Source organism: Rhodococcus sp. ARC_M12, from assembly GCF_022810385.1.
Taxonomy (GTDB): Bacteria; Actinomycetota; Actinomycetes; order Mycobacteriales; family Mycobacteriaceae; genus Rhodococcoides; species Rhodococcoides navarretei.
Window position 1 is genome coordinate 26,485 of sequence record NZ_JALGQI010000002.1, and the last position, 15,277, is coordinate 41,761.

General features: G+C 63.6%; 15 protein-coding genes. 2 read left to right on the top strand and 13 right to left on the bottom strand.

Going from position 1 to position 15,277, the window contains the following annotated elements; genetic code table 11:
• Positions 1-13: 13 nt before the first annotated feature.
• The 7 genes from MTX35_RS03655 to MTX35_RS03690 all read right to left on the bottom strand — a co-directional run bounded on the left by MTX35_RS03655 (position 14) and on the right by MTX35_RS03690 (position 7,168).
• Positions 14-457: a hypothetical protein gene (locus MTX35_RS03655; RefSeq protein ID WP_243593681.1), complete on the bottom strand. Its 444-nt coding sequence runs from the start codon at positions 455-457 to the stop codon at positions 14-16.
• Positions 458-582: 125 nt separating this feature from the next.
• Positions 583-1,383: an MspA family porin gene (locus tag MTX35_RS03660; protein ID WP_243593682.1), complete on the bottom strand. Its 801-nt coding sequence runs from the start codon at positions 1,381-1,383 to the stop codon at positions 583-585.
• A 776-nt stretch (positions 1,384-2,159) separates the two neighbouring features.
• Positions 2,160-2,657, bottom strand: coding sequence for a molybdenum cofactor biosynthesis protein B (locus MTX35_RS03670; protein WP_032377304.1), 498 nt, complete (start codon positions 2,655-2,657; stop codon positions 2,160-2,162).
• A gap of 89 nt (positions 2,658-2,746) precedes the next feature.
• Positions 2,747-4,255 carry a S1C family serine protease gene (locus tag MTX35_RS03675; protein WP_243593684.1) on the bottom strand — a complete coding sequence of 503 codons (1,509 nt, stop codon included), beginning with the start codon at positions 4,253-4,255 and terminating at the stop codon, positions 2,747-2,749.
• Positions 4,256-4,350: 95 nt separating this feature from the next.
• Entirely contained in the window at positions 4,351-5,802 is a 1,452-nt protein-coding gene (locus tag MTX35_RS03680; protein ID WP_243593685.1) for a HAMP domain-containing sensor histidine kinase, read from the bottom strand.
• A complete protein-coding gene (locus MTX35_RS03685; protein WP_027496041.1) occupies positions 5,802-6,488 on the bottom strand; it encodes a response regulator transcription factor in 687 nt (228 codons plus the stop codon). Before MTX35_RS03685 ends, MTX35_RS03680 begins: the two co-directional genes overlap by 1 nt.
• Positions 6,489-6,553: 65 nt before the next feature.
• On the bottom strand, positions 6,554-7,168 hold the full coding sequence (locus MTX35_RS03690) for a trimeric intracellular cation channel family protein (protein ID WP_243593686.1): 615 nt from the start codon (positions 7,166-7,168) through the stop codon (positions 6,554-6,556).
• Between the two features lie 149 nt (positions 7,169-7,317).
• Here MTX35_RS03690 and MTX35_RS03695 point away from each other — a divergent pair, with 149 nt between their 5' ends.
• Positions 7,318-8,334, top strand: coding sequence for a magnesium and cobalt transport protein CorA (locus MTX35_RS03695; RefSeq protein ID WP_243593687.1), 1,017 nt, complete (start codon positions 7,318-7,320; stop codon positions 8,332-8,334).
• A 66-nt stretch (positions 8,335-8,400) separates the two neighbouring features.
• On the opposite strand, the gene MTX35_RS03700 is transcribed toward MTX35_RS03695, so the two are convergent.
• Positions 8,401-10,119, bottom strand: coding sequence for a metallophosphoesterase (locus MTX35_RS03700; RefSeq protein WP_243593688.1), 1,719 nt, complete (start codon positions 10,117-10,119; stop codon positions 8,401-8,403).
• 447 nt (positions 10,120-10,566) lie between these two features.
• Between MTX35_RS03700 and MTX35_RS03705 the strand changes: the two genes are divergently transcribed.
• The gene (locus MTX35_RS03705) at positions 10,567-10,866 is read left to right on the top strand and encodes a hypothetical protein (RefSeq protein ID WP_243593689.1); all 300 of its coding nucleotides are present in this window, start codon (positions 10,567-10,569) and stop codon (positions 10,864-10,866) included.
• A 120-nt stretch (positions 10,867-10,986) separates the two neighbouring features.
• Here the strand turns inward: MTX35_RS03705 and MTX35_RS03710 are convergent, their stop codons facing one another.
• From MTX35_RS03710 to mrf, 5 genes are all read right to left on the bottom strand, one after another.
• Positions 10,987-12,171 carry an RtcB family protein gene (locus tag MTX35_RS03710; protein WP_374230238.1) on the bottom strand — a complete coding sequence of 395 codons (1,185 nt, stop codon included), beginning with the start codon at positions 12,169-12,171 and terminating at the stop codon, positions 10,987-10,989.
• Between the two features lie 315 nt (positions 12,172-12,486).
• The gene (locus MTX35_RS03715) at positions 12,487-13,545 is read right to left on the bottom strand and encodes a VIT1/CCC1 family protein (protein ID WP_243593691.1); all 1,059 of its coding nucleotides are present in this window, start codon (positions 13,543-13,545) and stop codon (positions 12,487-12,489) included.
• A gap of 26 nt (positions 13,546-13,571) precedes the next feature.
• Positions 13,572-13,739, bottom strand: coding sequence for a 50S ribosomal protein L32 (gene rpmF / locus MTX35_RS03720; RefSeq protein ID WP_027496033.1), 168 nt, complete (start codon positions 13,737-13,739; stop codon positions 13,572-13,574).
• Positions 13,740-13,742: 3 nt separating this feature from the next.
• Positions 13,743-14,003 carry a type B 50S ribosomal protein L31 gene (locus MTX35_RS03725; RefSeq protein ID WP_243593692.1) on the bottom strand — a complete coding sequence of 87 codons (261 nt, stop codon included), beginning with the start codon at positions 14,001-14,003 and terminating at the stop codon, positions 13,743-13,745.
• Positions 14,000-15,232, bottom strand: a complete 1,233-nt coding sequence (gene mrf / locus MTX35_RS03730) for a ribosome hibernation factor-recruiting GTPase MRF (protein WP_243593956.1) — start codon at positions 15,230-15,232, stop codon at positions 14,000-14,002. The genes MTX35_RS03725 and mrf overlap by 4 nt, the downstream gene beginning before the upstream one ends.
• Positions 15,233-15,277 lie beyond the last annotated feature (45 nt).

The following is a 15,277-nucleotide window of genomic DNA, read 5'->3' on the forward strand; positions in this document are numbered from 1 at the left end:
GGCCTTCAGGCGATCAGTTGGTGAAGGTAGTGAGAGGCAACTCGTCGAGTGTGATCGTGGTGCCGTCGGCCTCGCACGCCGAGGCAACGGCTGCACCGTTGTCGACGAAGGCCTTGCCGGATGCGCTGTCGGTTTCCGACAGTTCGAGCGTGTCGGCGGGCAGCGCTTCCACGAACGTGGAGGAAGCGGACGCGACGTCGCCGGAGGCCGTGCCTGGTACCGACTTCAACGCGTCGACGGCAGCCTGCTTGTCGGCTGTCCACTTCTCGATGTTGGCTGCCGACCCCGGTCCGGCGGTGACCAGGCCGACAAAGGTGTTGTGGTCGGCGGCGAAGGTGTTGCATGCATCGGTGTTCTGACCGGTGGCCCCCTCGTCACTGCTACTGCAGCCGGTAACCAATCCGAGAGCTGCGACGGCTCCTGCTGCGAACACTGTGAGACGGGCTTTGCGATGCATCACTACTTCTGAACCTTTCCTTGAACGTCGAAATGTGCTTACGGCGAACATAGTTCAGGCCCGCACGGAGAATCCATGCGGGCCTGAACCGGAGGAACTAGCGAACCAGAATCAACCGAAGAAGATCAGTTGAGGCGGGTTGCGGGGCCGTACGTGGTGATCGAGTCGCCCTTGGCGCTGAGCAGGGTGACGTACGGACGAACCGTGACGTTGCCCAGGATGCCCGTTGCTGTGCCGTGGACGCCAGCGAGCTGGATGGAGCCCTGTGCGCCTGCAGCGTCACCTTCGGTCTTGGAGATGTTCGCCTCTTCGTTGAAGGTGGCGATTGCACTCTCGGACTGAACGACGCCGCCGCCGGGAGCGAGATCGATGGTCGCAGTTGCCTGCGGGATCAGCTGGACGCCGACGTCGAGGCCGCTGCCCGAGGTAGCGGTGCTCTTGAGGGGGACCGCGTCGAGATCGGGAAGTCCGGTAGTCGGATCGGGGATGAGATCGCCGAGCGTGCCATCGATGCCGATGGTGGAGTCGTTGCCACTGCTGATGCCGAGGTTGGCGGAAGGCGAAGCCCACTCGATGGACACTCCACCGTCGAGGCTCAACGGGTAGCCGATCTGCAGGCCGGCGGTGAGGGTGCCCTCGAATTCGTCAGCCGTGGGGCCCTGAACATCGAAGGTCGCGCGGCCGTCGTAGAACCACTCACGGGTGAGCGGGTTTCCGTCGAGAGGCGCAACGCCACTGACGAAGGAGTCGGACAGGGTCAACGTCACCGTGTTGCCATCGGCGTCGACGATGGACTTCGCGCTGTCGACAGCGGCAGAAGCGGTTCCGGTACCGAGCACCAGGCCGACTACCGAGGCGCTGGCAGCAACTGCAACGCTCATGGACTTGAGTCCCCGGCTGCGCCGCGACTTCTGGATCTCCGTCATTTATTCCTCATCATGTTCAGTCCCAGCGCGGTGTCGCACGGGGAAGCTTGTGGCTTTCACCCTCGAACTAGATCGGACGCAACGATGCGTACGAGCCCGAGCCGGATGGAGCCGTGAAGGCCACATCCTCGATCCTGCAGTCCCGTGGTGAAGGGCGCGGCACCGGTCGGTCCCACGCCCTCGTTGTCGGAAGCTGAGGGGAACATTAGAGGAGTTGCCTGACCGTGACAATCCCTACGATCGGCCCTCGAACGTTGCCGTTCTGTGATGTGTTTCCGCGGCGTGAACAACTTTCACAGCCGTGTTAGCGATAACCCGCGTCACAGCATCTCTCACAGGGGCCGAACTGTTACATCCGCCTCATACGAGTAAACCGACCCTGATGTGGGAATACCCTCGCGCATCCATGATCGGATCGGCCCGATAGTCCGGTCTGGAATACGTCCACCGAGCCCGTTTCGACCGTTAGCGACCGTAGCTACTACCGGGTAGCTCGCTAACGCTAGGTAAACGAGTAACTAACAGACCTGTCATTCCAGCCAAGAAAATGTGTCGTGGATCACATCAAAAGTAATGAGGTGGTCGCTGCTGTTTCAACCATTCGTCCGACTTCGAACCGCTCGACTCCGCGTCCGGAGCGTCGTTTCGCTCGTCCCCGGTCGTCTCCGGTAGTACCTCACCGAAGATACGAGCGAGCCGGGCCCGTTCTGCTCGGGCCCGGCTCGCGTCGTCTTCGGCCGATCGATCGTCTCTCGGCTCGTTGCTCATCGGTATCGCTATGCGTCCAACCCGGACAGCTCGGCGATGACCTGACTTGCCAATGGCGTCAGCGTCGCCATCCCGTCGCGGATAGCGGCCCGCGAGGACGCGAGATTCACCACCAACGTGCTGCCGGAAACACCGACCAACCCGCGTGAGAGACCCGCATCCAGAGAACCGGCCGCCAGTCCCGACGATCTCAGCGCCTCACTGATACCCGGGATCTCGCGATCGAGCACCTCCGCGGTGACATCCGGGGTCACATCACGGGGCGAGACGCCGGTGCCTCCGATCGAGACCACCAGATCGACACCACCGATCACTGCGGTGTTGAGGGCGTTCCTGACATCCACTTCGTCCGCCGTCACAGCGACGACACCGTCGACCAGGAAGCCTGCCTCGGTCAACAGTTCCGTGACGAGTGGGCCCGTCGAATCCTTCTCGGTGCTGTGCGCGGTTCGGTCGTCAACGATGACAACCAACGCGCGCCCTGCCAGTGGTGCGTCGAGTTCCATACCGCTCACCGTAGTAGTTAGGCCTCTACCCGGCTCACGCTGTGCGTAAATCGTTGCAACCGTGCCGTGCCTGCCTGCTTCCCGCAACATCAGCGACCGCCCGGGAACGACGGGACCTGGAACGGCAATTGCTGTTCCTGGCGCTGGGTCTGCGGCTGCGCAGCTACGGGCTCGGCAGTGCCGAGCGTCACGTTCACCGTCTTCTCGCTACCGCCCTCGGTGTAGGTGATGGTGACCGAATCCCCCGGAGCGTGCGATCGCACAGCTGCGATCAACGCGTCACCGCTGGAGACGACGCGATCGTCGACCTTGGTGATCACCGCGCCCTGCGGTATGCCCGCAGCCGCTGCCGGTCCGCCCTCGGTGACCTCGACGACGGTTGCGCCGTTGGCATCGTCCTGCGACGGCACCTGCACCCCGATCATGGCCTGAGTCGCCTTGCCCGTGGTGGTCAGTTCGTCGGCAATGCGCTTGGCCTGATCGACCGGGATTGCGAACCCGAGTCCGATCGAGCCACTCTGCGCTCCCGATCCCCCGCTACCGCCGATCGTGGCGATCGCGGTGTTGATGCCGATCAACTGACCGTCGGTGTTGACGAGCGCACCACCGGAGTTGCCCGGATTGATCGCGGCGTCGGTCTGGATGGCGTCGATCACCGAGTTCTGATTGCCGGACTCGCCGGACGTCGACACGGGCCGGTTCAGCGAGGAGACGATGCCCGTGGTGACGGTGCCGGCCAGACCCAGCGGGGAACCGATAGCGACAACCTGCTGTCCCACTTCCAGATTCGAAGAGGAACCGAGCTCGATGGGCGTCAGATTCGACTTGCCCTCGGCCTTGATGACGGCCATGTCCGAGACCGAATCGGCACCGACGATCGTGGCGTCGGCCACCGAGCCGTCGGAGAACGCGACAGTGAGCTGGCCGTTGGCACCCGCGCCCGTCGCGACGTGGTTGTTGGTGAGGATCAAGCCGTCACTGCTGAGAATGACGCCCGAGCCCTCGCCCTCCTCCTGTGAGCCCTTCACCTGAATCTGTACGACGCTCGGCAGGACCTTGTTGGCCACCGCCTGGACGGAGCCGTCGGGGAAGTTGGCGGCCGGCTGCGCGGCGGTGACCGAGGAGTTCAGCGAGTTGGTGGCTCCCCCACCGTTCCCGTTGGCATTGTTGGTGGCAATCGCACCGACTGCGCCGCCGATGCCGCCCCCGACCAGAACCAGCGCGATCGCTCCGGCGACCAACGCGGACCGACCCGGGCGCGCCTTCACCGTGCCCGGTGCCGAATTCGTCTGCGGTGCAGCATTCTGAGGCTGGGCGTGATGCGCCTGCGTGTGCTGGGTACTGCGCGGGTCACCCTGCTGGCCGTACGGTCCGTAGCCGGGCTGGTATGCACCTTGGCCGTAACCGGCGTACTGCTGCGGATAACCCTGCTGAGGGGGGAGCTGCTGGGTCGGATGCTGCTGTGTCTCATGCTGCCGGGTCGGATGCTGCTGGGTCGAGTAGTTCTGCTCGTCGCCGCGCGAAGCCCGGTCCGCCGGATGCTGCTCGCCACCGGCACCCTGTCCGGTCTGTTCGGATTCGTTACGGTCGTCGCTCATCGTTGCTGCTTCCTTCAGTAGGGACCCAGAGGTCCGCCCGCCTTCTTGCTACTCACTGTGCAGGGCGGTACTGAGAGGGCGCTGAGATCCGGCTATCAGTTTGCCGAGAGTGTCCCGGGTTCCGACGCTCCCTCACCGGGCAACACGATTCGGATCAGCGCACCACCCCGCTCGGACACCTCGACCCCGATGGTGCCGCCGTGTTTGACGACCACCTGTCGCACGATGGCAAGTCCCAGACCGGATCCCGGCATCGAGCGCGATGCCGTCGAGCGGTAGAAGCGCTCGAACACCAGCTCACGATCCTCCTCGGGAATACCCGGCCCGGCGTCGTCCACCGTCAATTCGAGCAGGCCATCCCCGATCTGCTGCATCGAGATTCGTACCTCGCCGCCGCTCGGGCTCCATTTTGCTGCGTTGTCGAGCACGTTCAGCACGGCCCGCGACAGTCCCGCCTGATCGCCGTAGACGAACCACGGCATCAGCGTTGCATCGAAGTCGATCTCGTTGCGGCGACGGCGCGCCCGCTCGAGACTGCGTTCGACGGCGTCGGCCAGGTCGACGCGCTCGAACACCGTCTCCGGCGCATCCTCGCGCGCCAGATCGACCAAATCTCCCACCAGCGTGGACAGTTCCTGAATCTGCGCAACCACGTCGGTCCGCAACTCCGCCATGTCGTCGTCGGGAATGGACGGTGCACCGGGGCGCCCCGCTGCGATGAGCAGCTCCATGTTGGTCCGCAACGAGGTCAACGGAGTCCGAAGCTCGTGACCGGCGTCGGCAACCAATCTGCTCTGTCTGCCGCGAGATTCGGCGAGCGCCCGAAGCATCGTGTTAAAACTCTCGGTCAGACGCGCCAATTCGTCGTCGCCGGTCACCGGGATCGGCGTCAGATCATCGGTTCGCGCCACGCGCTCGGCCGCGGCGGTCAACCGAGCGATCGGCCGCAAGCCGGTGCGTCCCACAGCCATTCCGGCTCCGGCAGCCAACACCACTCCGAAGGCACCGACGACGAGCAGCACCCAGGCCAGGCGATCGAGCACCTTGCCGGTAGGCAGCAGTCTCTGCGCAACGATGAGGGTGCTGCCGTCCTGGGTTCGTTGCGCGAGCACCCGCTGATCGTCGAGCGTGCGCAGCGAGAATTCCTGATCCCCGCGCACCACGGCGACTTCGGCGTCCCCGATCGGGACCTTCGGCCCGGGCGGGTTGTAGCTGGTCATATCCGGATAGATCAGCGCCACACTCACGTCGGTGCTGTACAGCGTGGCTCCCGCCACGAACCGCGGGTCGTAGGAGACCAGACTCGATTCCGCCAAAGCCGATGCACGCGAACGCAATTGCGTATCCACGTCGCCGTACAACGCTCGTGAAACCACGGTGTACGCCGCGATCGCCATGACCGCCACCGCAATCGCGACCACGGACGCCGCGAGCAACGTCACCCGCCACCGCAGAGACACCGACCGCGTCAGCGGCATGGGAGGTCGCATCGCCGCCGGCGACGAGCCGACACTCTCGGGCGTCTTGCGTCCGAACGGAGCGACCATCACGGAGGCGTTTCGCGCAGGACGTATCCGACACCGCGAACGGTGTGGATCAACCGCGACTCCCCCTCCGCCTCGGTTTTGCGCCGCAGATAGCCGACGTACACCTCGAGCGCATTGCCCGACGTCGGGAAGTCGTAGCCCCAGACTTCCTCGAGGATGCGACTCCTGGTCAGCACTCGGCGCGGATTGGTCATCAGCATCTCGAGCAACGAGAATTCGGTTCGGGTGAGGCTGATCGAGCGTTCGCCGCGCGAGACCTCACGGGTGACCGGGTCCAAGGACAAGTCCGCGAACGTCATGGTCTCGGAGTCGATACCCGCCTCCATCGCGGTGCGGCGAAGCAGCGCTCGCAGCCTGGCCAGCAGTTCCTCGAGCGCGAACGGCTTGGGCAGGTAGTCGTCGGCACCGGCATCGAGGCCCGCGACACGCTCGGAGACCGAGTCCCGTGCCGTCAAGACGAGGATCGGCAGATCGTCACCGACACTGCGCAGTCGACGACACACCTCCAGGCCGTCCAGCCGAGGCATCATCACGTCGAGCACCAACGCGTCGGGCCGCGCCGCAGCCACCTGCTCGAGCGCATCCAGCCCGTCGACCGCCAGGTCCACGGTGTACCCGTTGAACGTCAGCGACCTACGCAGCGACTCACGCACTGCTCGATCGTCGTCGACCACCAAAATCCGCATTCGTACAGTTTGTCCTGGTCGACTGAGATACGGCTGAGAGGGGTACCTACTCCACCGACGACCGCCTACAGGCTCGGAAGGTTGCGGGCCAGCGGGAGGTTCCACTTTCGCCACAGCGCAAGCAGTCGCAACCCCGTCGCGAGCACTGTTCCCGCGACGAGTCCCACGTTCTCCGGAAGGGTCAGAACATCGGCCAACACGACGGTCGTCGCGCCGAGCAGGGCGGGCAGAGCGTACAGATCCCGATGAAGCAACAGCGGTACCTCGTTGACCAGCACGTCTCGAATCACGCCGCCGGCAACCGCGGTTGTGGTGCCGATGAGGGCTCCCGACAGGGAGCTCCCGCCGGCCGCCAACGCGATCGTCGCGCCGGTCGCAGCGAACAGTCCCATGCCGAATGCGTCGAGCACGAGAACACCGCGTCGCACCTTGCCCATCTGTCGGTGCGCCACGAAGACGGCCAGCGACGCACAGAAGCCGACGGTGACGTTCGGCCACGTGTCCAGCGACGTCGGCGGATGAATGCCGAGGAGAAGATCACGAATGACTCCACCGCCGATACCCGTCGTGATTCCGACGACGCAGACTCCGAACAGATCCAACCGGCGATGCACTCCGATCAAAGCACCCGACGCCGCGAAGACTGCGATACCGAGGTAGCCGAGGAGGTCGAGAAGCATCGGATCAGCATGTCACGGCATCGACGGCGGATTCACAGCAACATGCGAGGGTCCTGGGTGCACTCGCTGCTGCATCGCCCTACGTTCAGGCGATAGTCTCGATCGGGTGCCGTCCGGCACGCTTCTTTCTCGAACCGAGGTGACCCGAAGTGCCGATCGTCGACAACGCCGTCTACGTCGAGGGGAAGCGAACTGCGAATCCCGAAAGCCTCGATATCACTTTCGAGTGCATGCGGGATCGCCACGGAATGGCATGGATCGGCCTCTATCGTCCCGAGCTCCGTGAAATCAACGCAGTTGCAGACGAATTCGGCCTACATCGTTTGGCCGTCGAGGACGCGATCGCAGCCCATCAGCGACCGAAGCTCGAACGCTATGCCGAGCAGCTCTTCGTCGTACTGCGCCCCGCCAGATATATCGACGAGACCGAAAAGGTCGAATTCGGCGAATTGCACATTTTTCTCGGCGTGGATTTTGTGGTCACCATTCGTCACGCCGAATCGCCCGAGCTCGGGAAGGTGCGGCACCGGCTTGAGGAATCCCCCGAGTTGCTCGGACTCGGGCCAGAGGCGATTCTGTACGGCATCCTCGACCAAGTGGTCGACGAGTACGTTCCCGTCATCAAGGGATTGCAGACCGACATCGACGAGATCGAGGATCAACTGTTCACCGGCGATCCGAGCGTGTCGCGTCGCATCTATTCACTGCTGCGTGAGGTGTCCGAATTCGACCGCGCCGCAAAGCCTTTGGTCGAGATGATCGAATCCCTCAAGCGCGGATCGGACAAGTATCACGTCGACGTCGAACTGCAGCGCAATCTTCGCGACGTCCTGGACCATGCGATCCGCATCTCCGACCGCATCGAGGCATTCCGGTCCATCCTGCAGAACGCGATGACCGTGCACTCGACCATGGTTGCGCAACAACAGAACGAGGAAATGCGCAACATGACGCAGGTGAGCCTGGAACAGAACGAGCAGGTCAAGCGCATCTCGTCCTGGGGTGCAATTCTTTTCGCACCCTCCCTGGTCGCCGCCATCTACGGCATGAACTTCGAGGACATGCCCGAATTGAAGTGGCACTTGGGATATCCACTCGCCCTGGTCGCCATGGTGCTCTGCTCGACAGCACTGTACGTGGTGTTCAAGCGTCAGAAGTGGCTGTAGAGCGGCTTCGCCGCACGTGCACGGAAGTTCGTAGCAGGGGTCGAATTTCCGCGCACATGGGAGAGCCTAGGAAGAGCCGAAAATCGGGCCCACCGGGATGTCTCGAGTGAACGTCAACCTATCGAACTCATTGCCGTATTCGTCGATGGCACCGATGGTCATCGTGCTGGCCTTGATGCCCGGAAGACCCGGCACCACATCGACTCTGACGAACGAGTAGTTCAGGAATCGAACCCTCGACCAGGTGATGGACTCGGCCGACTTGGTGCCGTCCGGTGCCCACACGTAGCTGTTCGGAACTGCGGTGTCGGGCAACTCGTTGCCGCGGTAGCTCACGCCCTCGCCGTCCTGGAAGGTGTAGCGCGGACGACCACCACCGCCGACGGTGTAATACACGGTGCCGTCGGTCTTTCCGTTGACCGTGGCGTTGTCACCGGCGACCCGAGTCGCGCGATTGCCACGAATCGGATCGGTGCGCTCGAAGACGTGATTGTGCGCTTGGAGCACCACATCCACCTTGTACTTGTCGAACAGTGCCACCCATGCGTCGCGCACACCGCCGTCGCTCGCATGCGTCGAGGTGGTCGAATACGCGCAGTGGTGGAAGAAACAGACGATGAAGTCGATGTTCGGATCGGCCCGGTATTTCGCCAAAGTCTGCTCCACCCAGGTGTTCTGGGCTCCACCGCTGTACCCGGTGTTGGCCTTGATCTCGTAGCTGACGTCGTTCGCGTCGAGCGAGAGCACCGCGGTGTTGCCGTAGACGAACGAGTAGGCCGACGGGCAGCCCTTCGGCCCGTTGGTCGGCTGATCCAAACGCGCTGCGTGGCCGCCGTATCCGTTGGGGCTGTACAGCGCCTCCATGTCGTGGTTGCCTGTGGCGAACAACCACGGCGCGGTCGACGCACTGGCTTCGATCGCCTGGAAATAGCCGTCCCAGACGAACGGGTTGAACTTGTCGAATCCCTTCGGTGGGGTCTGTCCGTGCTTGGCGAACTGAGGCGGAACACCAGAACCCGACGGGTCCGCGTACGCGATATCACCGGCCAGAATGTGAAAATCCGGGTGCGAGGCCGCGATCTGACGATTGATGTTGCGCGCGTGCTTGACCGACGGTTCGTTGTCTGCCTTGTAGTACAGATCGTCGTAGTCGCCGGCAACCAAACCCTCCGGTTGCGAGGGGGTTTCGTCGTTGCCCTGATCGCCCATCATCGTGAACCGGAACGGAGCGATACGACCGGTCGGCACGGCAGGAGATGCGCTGCGGATGTCGCTGACGAAGCCGTCGGCGGTGCGCCAGCGGTAGTAATGCGGCAGCTTCGGCGTCAGATTGTCCACGGGTACGTGCACGTAATACTGCTCGGCCGAGAGGATGCCGCCGTCGGTCTGCGGCACCTGGCTGATCAGGTTGCGCACCTCCGCGGACGTCGTCGCGCCGAGTGCCGGTGTGGGTCCGTGATCGAGAAAGACTCCGGTGATCCCGGGATTGCGCGAAAGCTGGGCGGAGAATCGCAGCTGTGTCGCCGGGTCGTTTCCGAATCCCATGTGCCGCCCAGCCACCGCCAGCGGAGCATCCTGCGCGTAGGCGTTACGTGCGAACACCGAATTCCCGACGCCTACCGCGGCGGCCGTCGCGGCCGCCCCCACCAGGAAATTTCGTCGACTGACCGGGTGCCGCCGCAGGAACGACCGATGCCAATCGTGCTGCTCGGCCATGGTCATGTTCTCGGCGAGCGTGCCCGGGATACCGGTCGCGACGGTCTCGCCTGCGGGATTGAGCGTCATGAATCGATGGTGAAGGCGACGCCCGCTCTATCCGTTAACCAAGCGAAGCAGTTGAGTGAACAGTACGAGAACAACGACGCACAACGGGACGAACGCGGACAATCCCGTCGGGGTCGGGAAGATAGCTCGGACGGGGAATCTAGGAACTCCTGGTTGCGGCAGGTACGCGTCAGTGCAATGAACTGGGCAAGATTGGCCATGGCACACGTAGTCCGACGTCCATCGTCCCTTCCCACAGCGCAACCAGATATAAGCAACATATGCGACATAGTCGATCGGCGACTGGCGCGCCGGAACACCGCATGCGCTGCTAGTCTGAGCACGAAACTTAAGGTCAGCACTGGCTGGCTGAAGTTCAACGTGAGTTATACACCTCCGGTGACTGCACACGCCCCTGTGGCCGCAATCAGTCAGCAGGAGCCAACAGATTGAAACCGAGGAGATGTCATGTTGAAGAAGTCGTTGGCCGTTGCCACGTTGTCCATTGCCTGCGCGATCGGATTCGCGCCGATGGCGAATGCAGCAGATGCTGTCCCCGATTTCGAGGATGACATCGAGGGCAGTTCCATTTCCGAGGCTCGCGCGACGATCAAAGACACCGGCAACCTCATGCTGATCAAGCTCGATGGCCCGATCAATGGATGCGCCTACGCAGATCGCGAAGCAACAGCCATGCGCTCGGTGTACTTCGCACCGATCGACCGCAGCAACGTTACGGTCACCTTCTCCTGCCCCGAAGAGGACTGAGCTTCCGCTTCATCTCCTTGTGGACCGAAGACGCGCGCCGAGAGCAGATCTCGACGCGCGTCTTTTGTCGTTCAGCCGCACAGGACAGAAGTGTGGCCGAACCACGGGACGAACCCGCGCTCAGGTCCCCTTGACGTTGAGGATCTGCCGCAACTCGTGCTCGATCGTCACCAGGTCGCGGGCGTCCTCCATCACGACATCGATGGACTTGTAGGCATCGGGAATCTCGTCGATGAAGTCGGCACTGTCGCGAAATTCGATCCCTACCATCCGCTCGCGCAGGTTCTCGTGGGTGAACCGCTTCCTGGCCTCGGTCCTCGAGAACTGCCGCCCGGCACCGTGAGGAGCAGAGCGCAGCGCCGCCCGCGAGCCCTTACCGACGACCACATACGAACGAGTTCCCATCGACCCGGGAATGATCGCCTTGACACCCTCGTGTGCGTCTACCGCGCCCTTGCGTGTGAGCCACACATCCTTCTGAGCGTGCGTTTCCTTCACCGTGTAGTTGTGATGGCAATTGATCCGCTCGACCTCGCGATGATCGTCGGTTCCCATCCATTCGGCGAACAACGCGCCGAACCGGTCCATCATCTCGGCCCGGTTCAGGTAAGCGAACCGCTGCGCCCACTTCAGATCTCGGATGTACCGTCCGAATTCAGGCGCACTCTCGGGCAGGTACGCCAGATCCTTGTTGGGCAACGAGATCCACCACTGGGCACACAGACGCTGCGCGATCGCGATGTGCTTCTTCGCGATCTTGTTGCCGACGCCCCTCGACCCACTGTGCAGAAACAGCCATACACGATCGGTTTCGTCGAGGCACAGCTCGACAAAATGATTGCCGCCGCCCAACGAACCGAGCTGTTCACGCCACTGCGGTGAATGATTCAGCTCGACACCGTCCTTGGCCGCCAACTCCTCGAGTTCGACCAGCTTGGGCGCAGTGAACTGCCATCGATCCACACCGGCGTTGTAGTTGCCCGGCGACAGCGGGATGCTTGCCTCGATGGCGAGTCGCAAGTCCGTCAGATTGCGGCCGTCGACGTCGGCGAGGGTGAATTCTGTTCGGACGCCGATCATTCCGCAGCCGATATCGACTCCGACTGCAGCCGGTATCACTGCACCCAATGTCGGGATCACGGTTCCGACTGCGCTTCCCATACCGCTGTGAGCGTCGGGCATCAGGGCGACGTGCGGATGCACGAACGGCATCGACGCTGTCTCACGGGCCTGCTCGAGTGTCTTGTCCTCGAGCTGTGACGCCCAATTGAGCAAACGCAAGCCCACCTTGTTCGGGGGCACGATGTTCCTTCCTGCCCCCTTACACAAGAGGGCGCTATTCGATGGGTCGATTCACAAGTTGAGCTTGTTTGCCGCAGAGAGCGGCCAATCGCTCCGGTGAATACGCGCGCAGCACAAGGCTCGTAACGGCTCTCGTGTCGAGAGCGGCACCAGACAGAACGGTTGCGCGCATGACGAGGACCCTATCGAGCGAAACCTTGCCCACGCGAGCGAATTATTTCGACAGGTGGTGGGACTGAATGCACGGAAGTGCCCTGTTCGGACGGGATCCCGTCGATGGGACCCACTAGTGTGCAAACCTGCCCAGGACGCCGGTCTCTACACTCCCCCACCGAATGCCAAGCCCAACAGATATGTCGCACCGGCCGCCCCGTAGCCGATAGCCAGCTGGCGCAGAGCACGTTTGACCGGCGGCCCACCACTGAGCAGTCCCACCACCAGGCCCGTGCAGATCAGTGCCAGCCCAACAAGGACAGCCGCAACGGCAAGTGCCACATAACCTTCGAGGCCGAACAGGTACGGCAGGACCGGGATGACGGCACCGGAGGCGAAGAAGCAGAAACTGGCCCCGGCCGCACCGAGGCCGGTTCCGATCGACTCGTGCTGGTCGACGTCGGGAGCCATCTCGTCCGCAGGCAATAGCCGCAGTACTTCCGCCGCTTTGGCGTCGGCCTCCTGCTGCGTCATTCCTCGGGCTCGGTACACCAGTGCCAGTTCGTTGGCGTCGACGTCGAGGTGTCGGACGGCATCTCGCGCCGCGCTGTCCGGGGACGACGCCTCGAGCAGTTCGCGTTGCGAGCGGACCGAGACGTATTCGCCCGCACCCATCGACAGCGCGCCGGCGAGCAAGCCCGCGAGACCCGTGAACAGGACGATCTGATTCGACACCCCGGAGCCGCTGATGCCGAGGACCAGAGCCAGGTTGCTCACCAGACCGTCGTTGGCCCCGAACACCGCAGCCCGGAAGGTGCCGGACAGTCGATTGCGACCGCGGGCTGCCAGCGCCCTGATGACCTCGGCATGGATCTGCTCGTCGGCCGTCATGGCCTCCGTGGCGTCGGCGTCGGTGGCGTACGGCGAGCGGGTTTCGGCTCGTTGTGCCAGCGCGAGCACGAACACCGAACCGAATCGGCGTGCCAACACCCCGAGGATTCGAGTGCGGATGTCGCCTTTCAGCGGCATGCCGACTCGCTCACCCAGTAGATTTCGCCAATGCTGCTCGTGGCGGCCTTCCGCATCGGCGAGTGCGAGCAGTATCTCTCGCTCCTCGCCGCTGCGTCGGCCGGCCAGATCGCGATAGACGGCGGCCTCGCCCCGCTCGTCAGCGAGGTATTGCCGCCATCGCTTCACATCTCGCGAACTGGGTCCATCGTTCATGATCGTCAAGATAGACCCGTCGGAGGTCAGCTCGGGTCGTACACCCCGGCCTGGACTGCTTTGACCAATCTCCGCGGCACTCTGAACTCTCGACCTTGAAAACGCACCGTCACCAGATCCGGAGCAACGGCCTTCCATTGCGCCCGCCTGCTTCGGGTATTCGAGCGCGACATCTTTCTCTTCGGAACAGCCATGACTCAGGCGTCCTTTCGGCTTCGGCGGCCGTACCGCTTCTCGAACTTCTCGACGCGTCCCTGGGTGTCCATCAGGCGCGCAGCCCCGGTCCAGAAGGGGTGTGATTCCGACGAGACGTCGACGACGATCAGCGGGTAGGTGTTGCCGTCTTCCCACTCGGTCTCGCGGGCGGACGTGACGGTCGATCTGGTGAGGAACTTGTTCCCGGTGCTCGAGTCCTGGAACACGACCGGGTGGTAGTCGGGATGGATGCCTGGTTTCATTCTGTTGCCTCTCGTGCTTGTTCTGCGTACGGGGATTCACTGCTCTCGCAGGGGTCTTCGTGCCATTGGCCGAACGGGTCGGTCCACGTGGCCCACTGGGCGGGATCGGTCATCTCGTCGTCGGAGACCAACGCCCACTGCAGGGTTCGGTCGATCTCGGTGGGGTCGGCCTGATGAACGAGGATCACCAGGGAGGTGTCTCGATCGCCGAACTGCTCGTCCCACCGCAGCGCAGCCATCGCCCGCCTGGTGGTGTCGACGCGATCCTGTTGCACCGGAGTCATGGCGGCGAGCCACTGTCCGGCGCTCGCCACCCGAAGTCCGCCGCCCGCGGATTCGATCCACAGCGCTTCGTCGGGTTGCGTGGCCACCCATGCCCGTCCGCGGGCGGTGACGACGCCGTCGAGCAACACGTCGATGGCCTCGTGCAGTCGTTCGGGGTGGAAGGGCCGCGTCGCAGTGAATTCGACGAGCGTGACTCCGCAGTCGACGGACAGGGGCGGCTGGCCGCGCAACAGCGGCGAGTGGGCGTCGGTGATCTCACCGCGCCGGGCATCGAAGGGAACAGACGCGAGAACTGCCGGTCCGTCGACCATCGAGTCCTGCGGAACCCAGACGACAGGTGCGTTCGGTGCCAACCGCGCGAGGACAGCCGCGAGCCTGGCCCGCTCCCAGGCGTCGACATCGGGACCTGCGGTGACGACGAGCGCGTCGGCGTAGTCGACCTGCCCTACCACCAGCTGCGCGACGGTTCGATCGTCGTCGCCACTGGCGACGACGCCACGGTCGGCCAGGGTGTCGTCGCCGGTGGCGTCGGCCAACCAGGTTGCGGCGTCGAGACAGCCGATCACGGCCTCGATACGCACATCTCGCGAGGCGGGTCCGTCGATCTGCCCCACCACGTCGGCGACGATGACGTTGTCCACCGCCCAGCACAACGCTTCGGGTTCGAGCGCCGGGTCCATGACGAGCACGATGCGATCGACAGTGCTGCGCGTGGACAGTGCACGCAGCAGTGGCAGCAGATCCTCACGGAGAGTGCACGAGACACAGCCGTGCGCCAGTTCCAGGATCGTCTCGCGCGGATTCTCACCCAGGACGTACAGCGTGCGACGCACGACGCCCTCGGTGACGCGGCTCAGATCGTGGCGAACAGCGACAGTTCCCGGCGCGAGCAGCGATGTCACGACCGCGTCCATGGCTCCGGTCCAGCCGGAGACGAGGACCATCGGGGTTCGATCGTCCGGTGAGTAGTTCACGGGCACCTTTCTTCT

What these genes read in the sequence shown, in the direction of transcription:
- MTX35_RS03715 (WP_243593691.1), bottom strand. Translation starts at nt 13,545, where the DNA reads ATGAACGATGGACCCAGTTCGCGAGATGTGAAGCGATGGCGGCAATAC.
- MTX35_RS03675 (WP_243593684.1), bottom strand. Translation starts at nt 4,255, where the DNA reads ATGAGCGACGACCGTAACGAATCCGAACAGACCGGACAGGGTGCCGGT.
- mrf (WP_243593956.1), bottom strand. Translation starts at nt 15,232, where the DNA reads ATGGTCCTCGTCTCCGGCTGGACCGGAGCCATGGACGCGGTCGTGACA.
- MTX35_RS03655 (WP_243593681.1), bottom strand. Translation starts at nt 457, where the DNA reads ATGCATCGCAAAGCCCGTCTCACAGTGTTCGCAGCAGGAGCCGTCGCA.
- MTX35_RS03670 (WP_032377304.1), bottom strand. Translation starts at nt 2,657, where the DNA reads ATGGAACTCGACGCACCACTGGCAGGGCGCGCGTTGGTTGTCATCGTT.
- MTX35_RS03660 (WP_243593682.1), bottom strand. Translation starts at nt 1,383, where the DNA reads ATGACGGAGATCCAGAAGTCGCGGCGCAGCCGGGGACTCAAGTCCATG.
- MTX35_RS03690 (WP_243593686.1), bottom strand. Translation starts at nt 7,168, where the DNA reads ATGCTTCTCGACCTCCTCGGCTACCTCGGTATCGCAGTCTTCGCGGCG.
- MTX35_RS03680 (WP_243593685.1), bottom strand. Translation starts at nt 5,802, where the DNA reads ATGGTCGCTCCGTTCGGACGCAAGACGCCCGAGAGTGTCGGCTCGTCG.
- MTX35_RS03700 (WP_243593688.1), bottom strand. Translation starts at nt 10,119, where the DNA reads ATGACGCTCAATCCCGCAGGCGAGACCGTCGCGACCGGTATCCCGGGC.
- MTX35_RS03725 (WP_243593692.1), bottom strand. Translation starts at nt 14,003, where the DNA reads ATGAAACCAGGCATCCATCCCGACTACCACCCGGTCGTGTTCCAGGAC.
- rpmF (WP_027496033.1), bottom strand. Translation starts at nt 13,739, where the DNA reads ATGGCTGTTCCGAAGAGAAAGATGTCGCGCTCGAATACCCGAAGCAGG.
- MTX35_RS03705 (WP_243593689.1), top strand. Translation starts at nt 10,567, where the DNA reads ATGTTGAAGAAGTCGTTGGCCGTTGCCACGTTGTCCATTGCCTGCGCG.
- MTX35_RS03685 (WP_027496041.1), bottom strand. Translation starts at nt 6,488, where the DNA reads ATGCGGATTTTGGTGGTCGACGACGATCGAGCAGTGCGTGAGTCGCTG.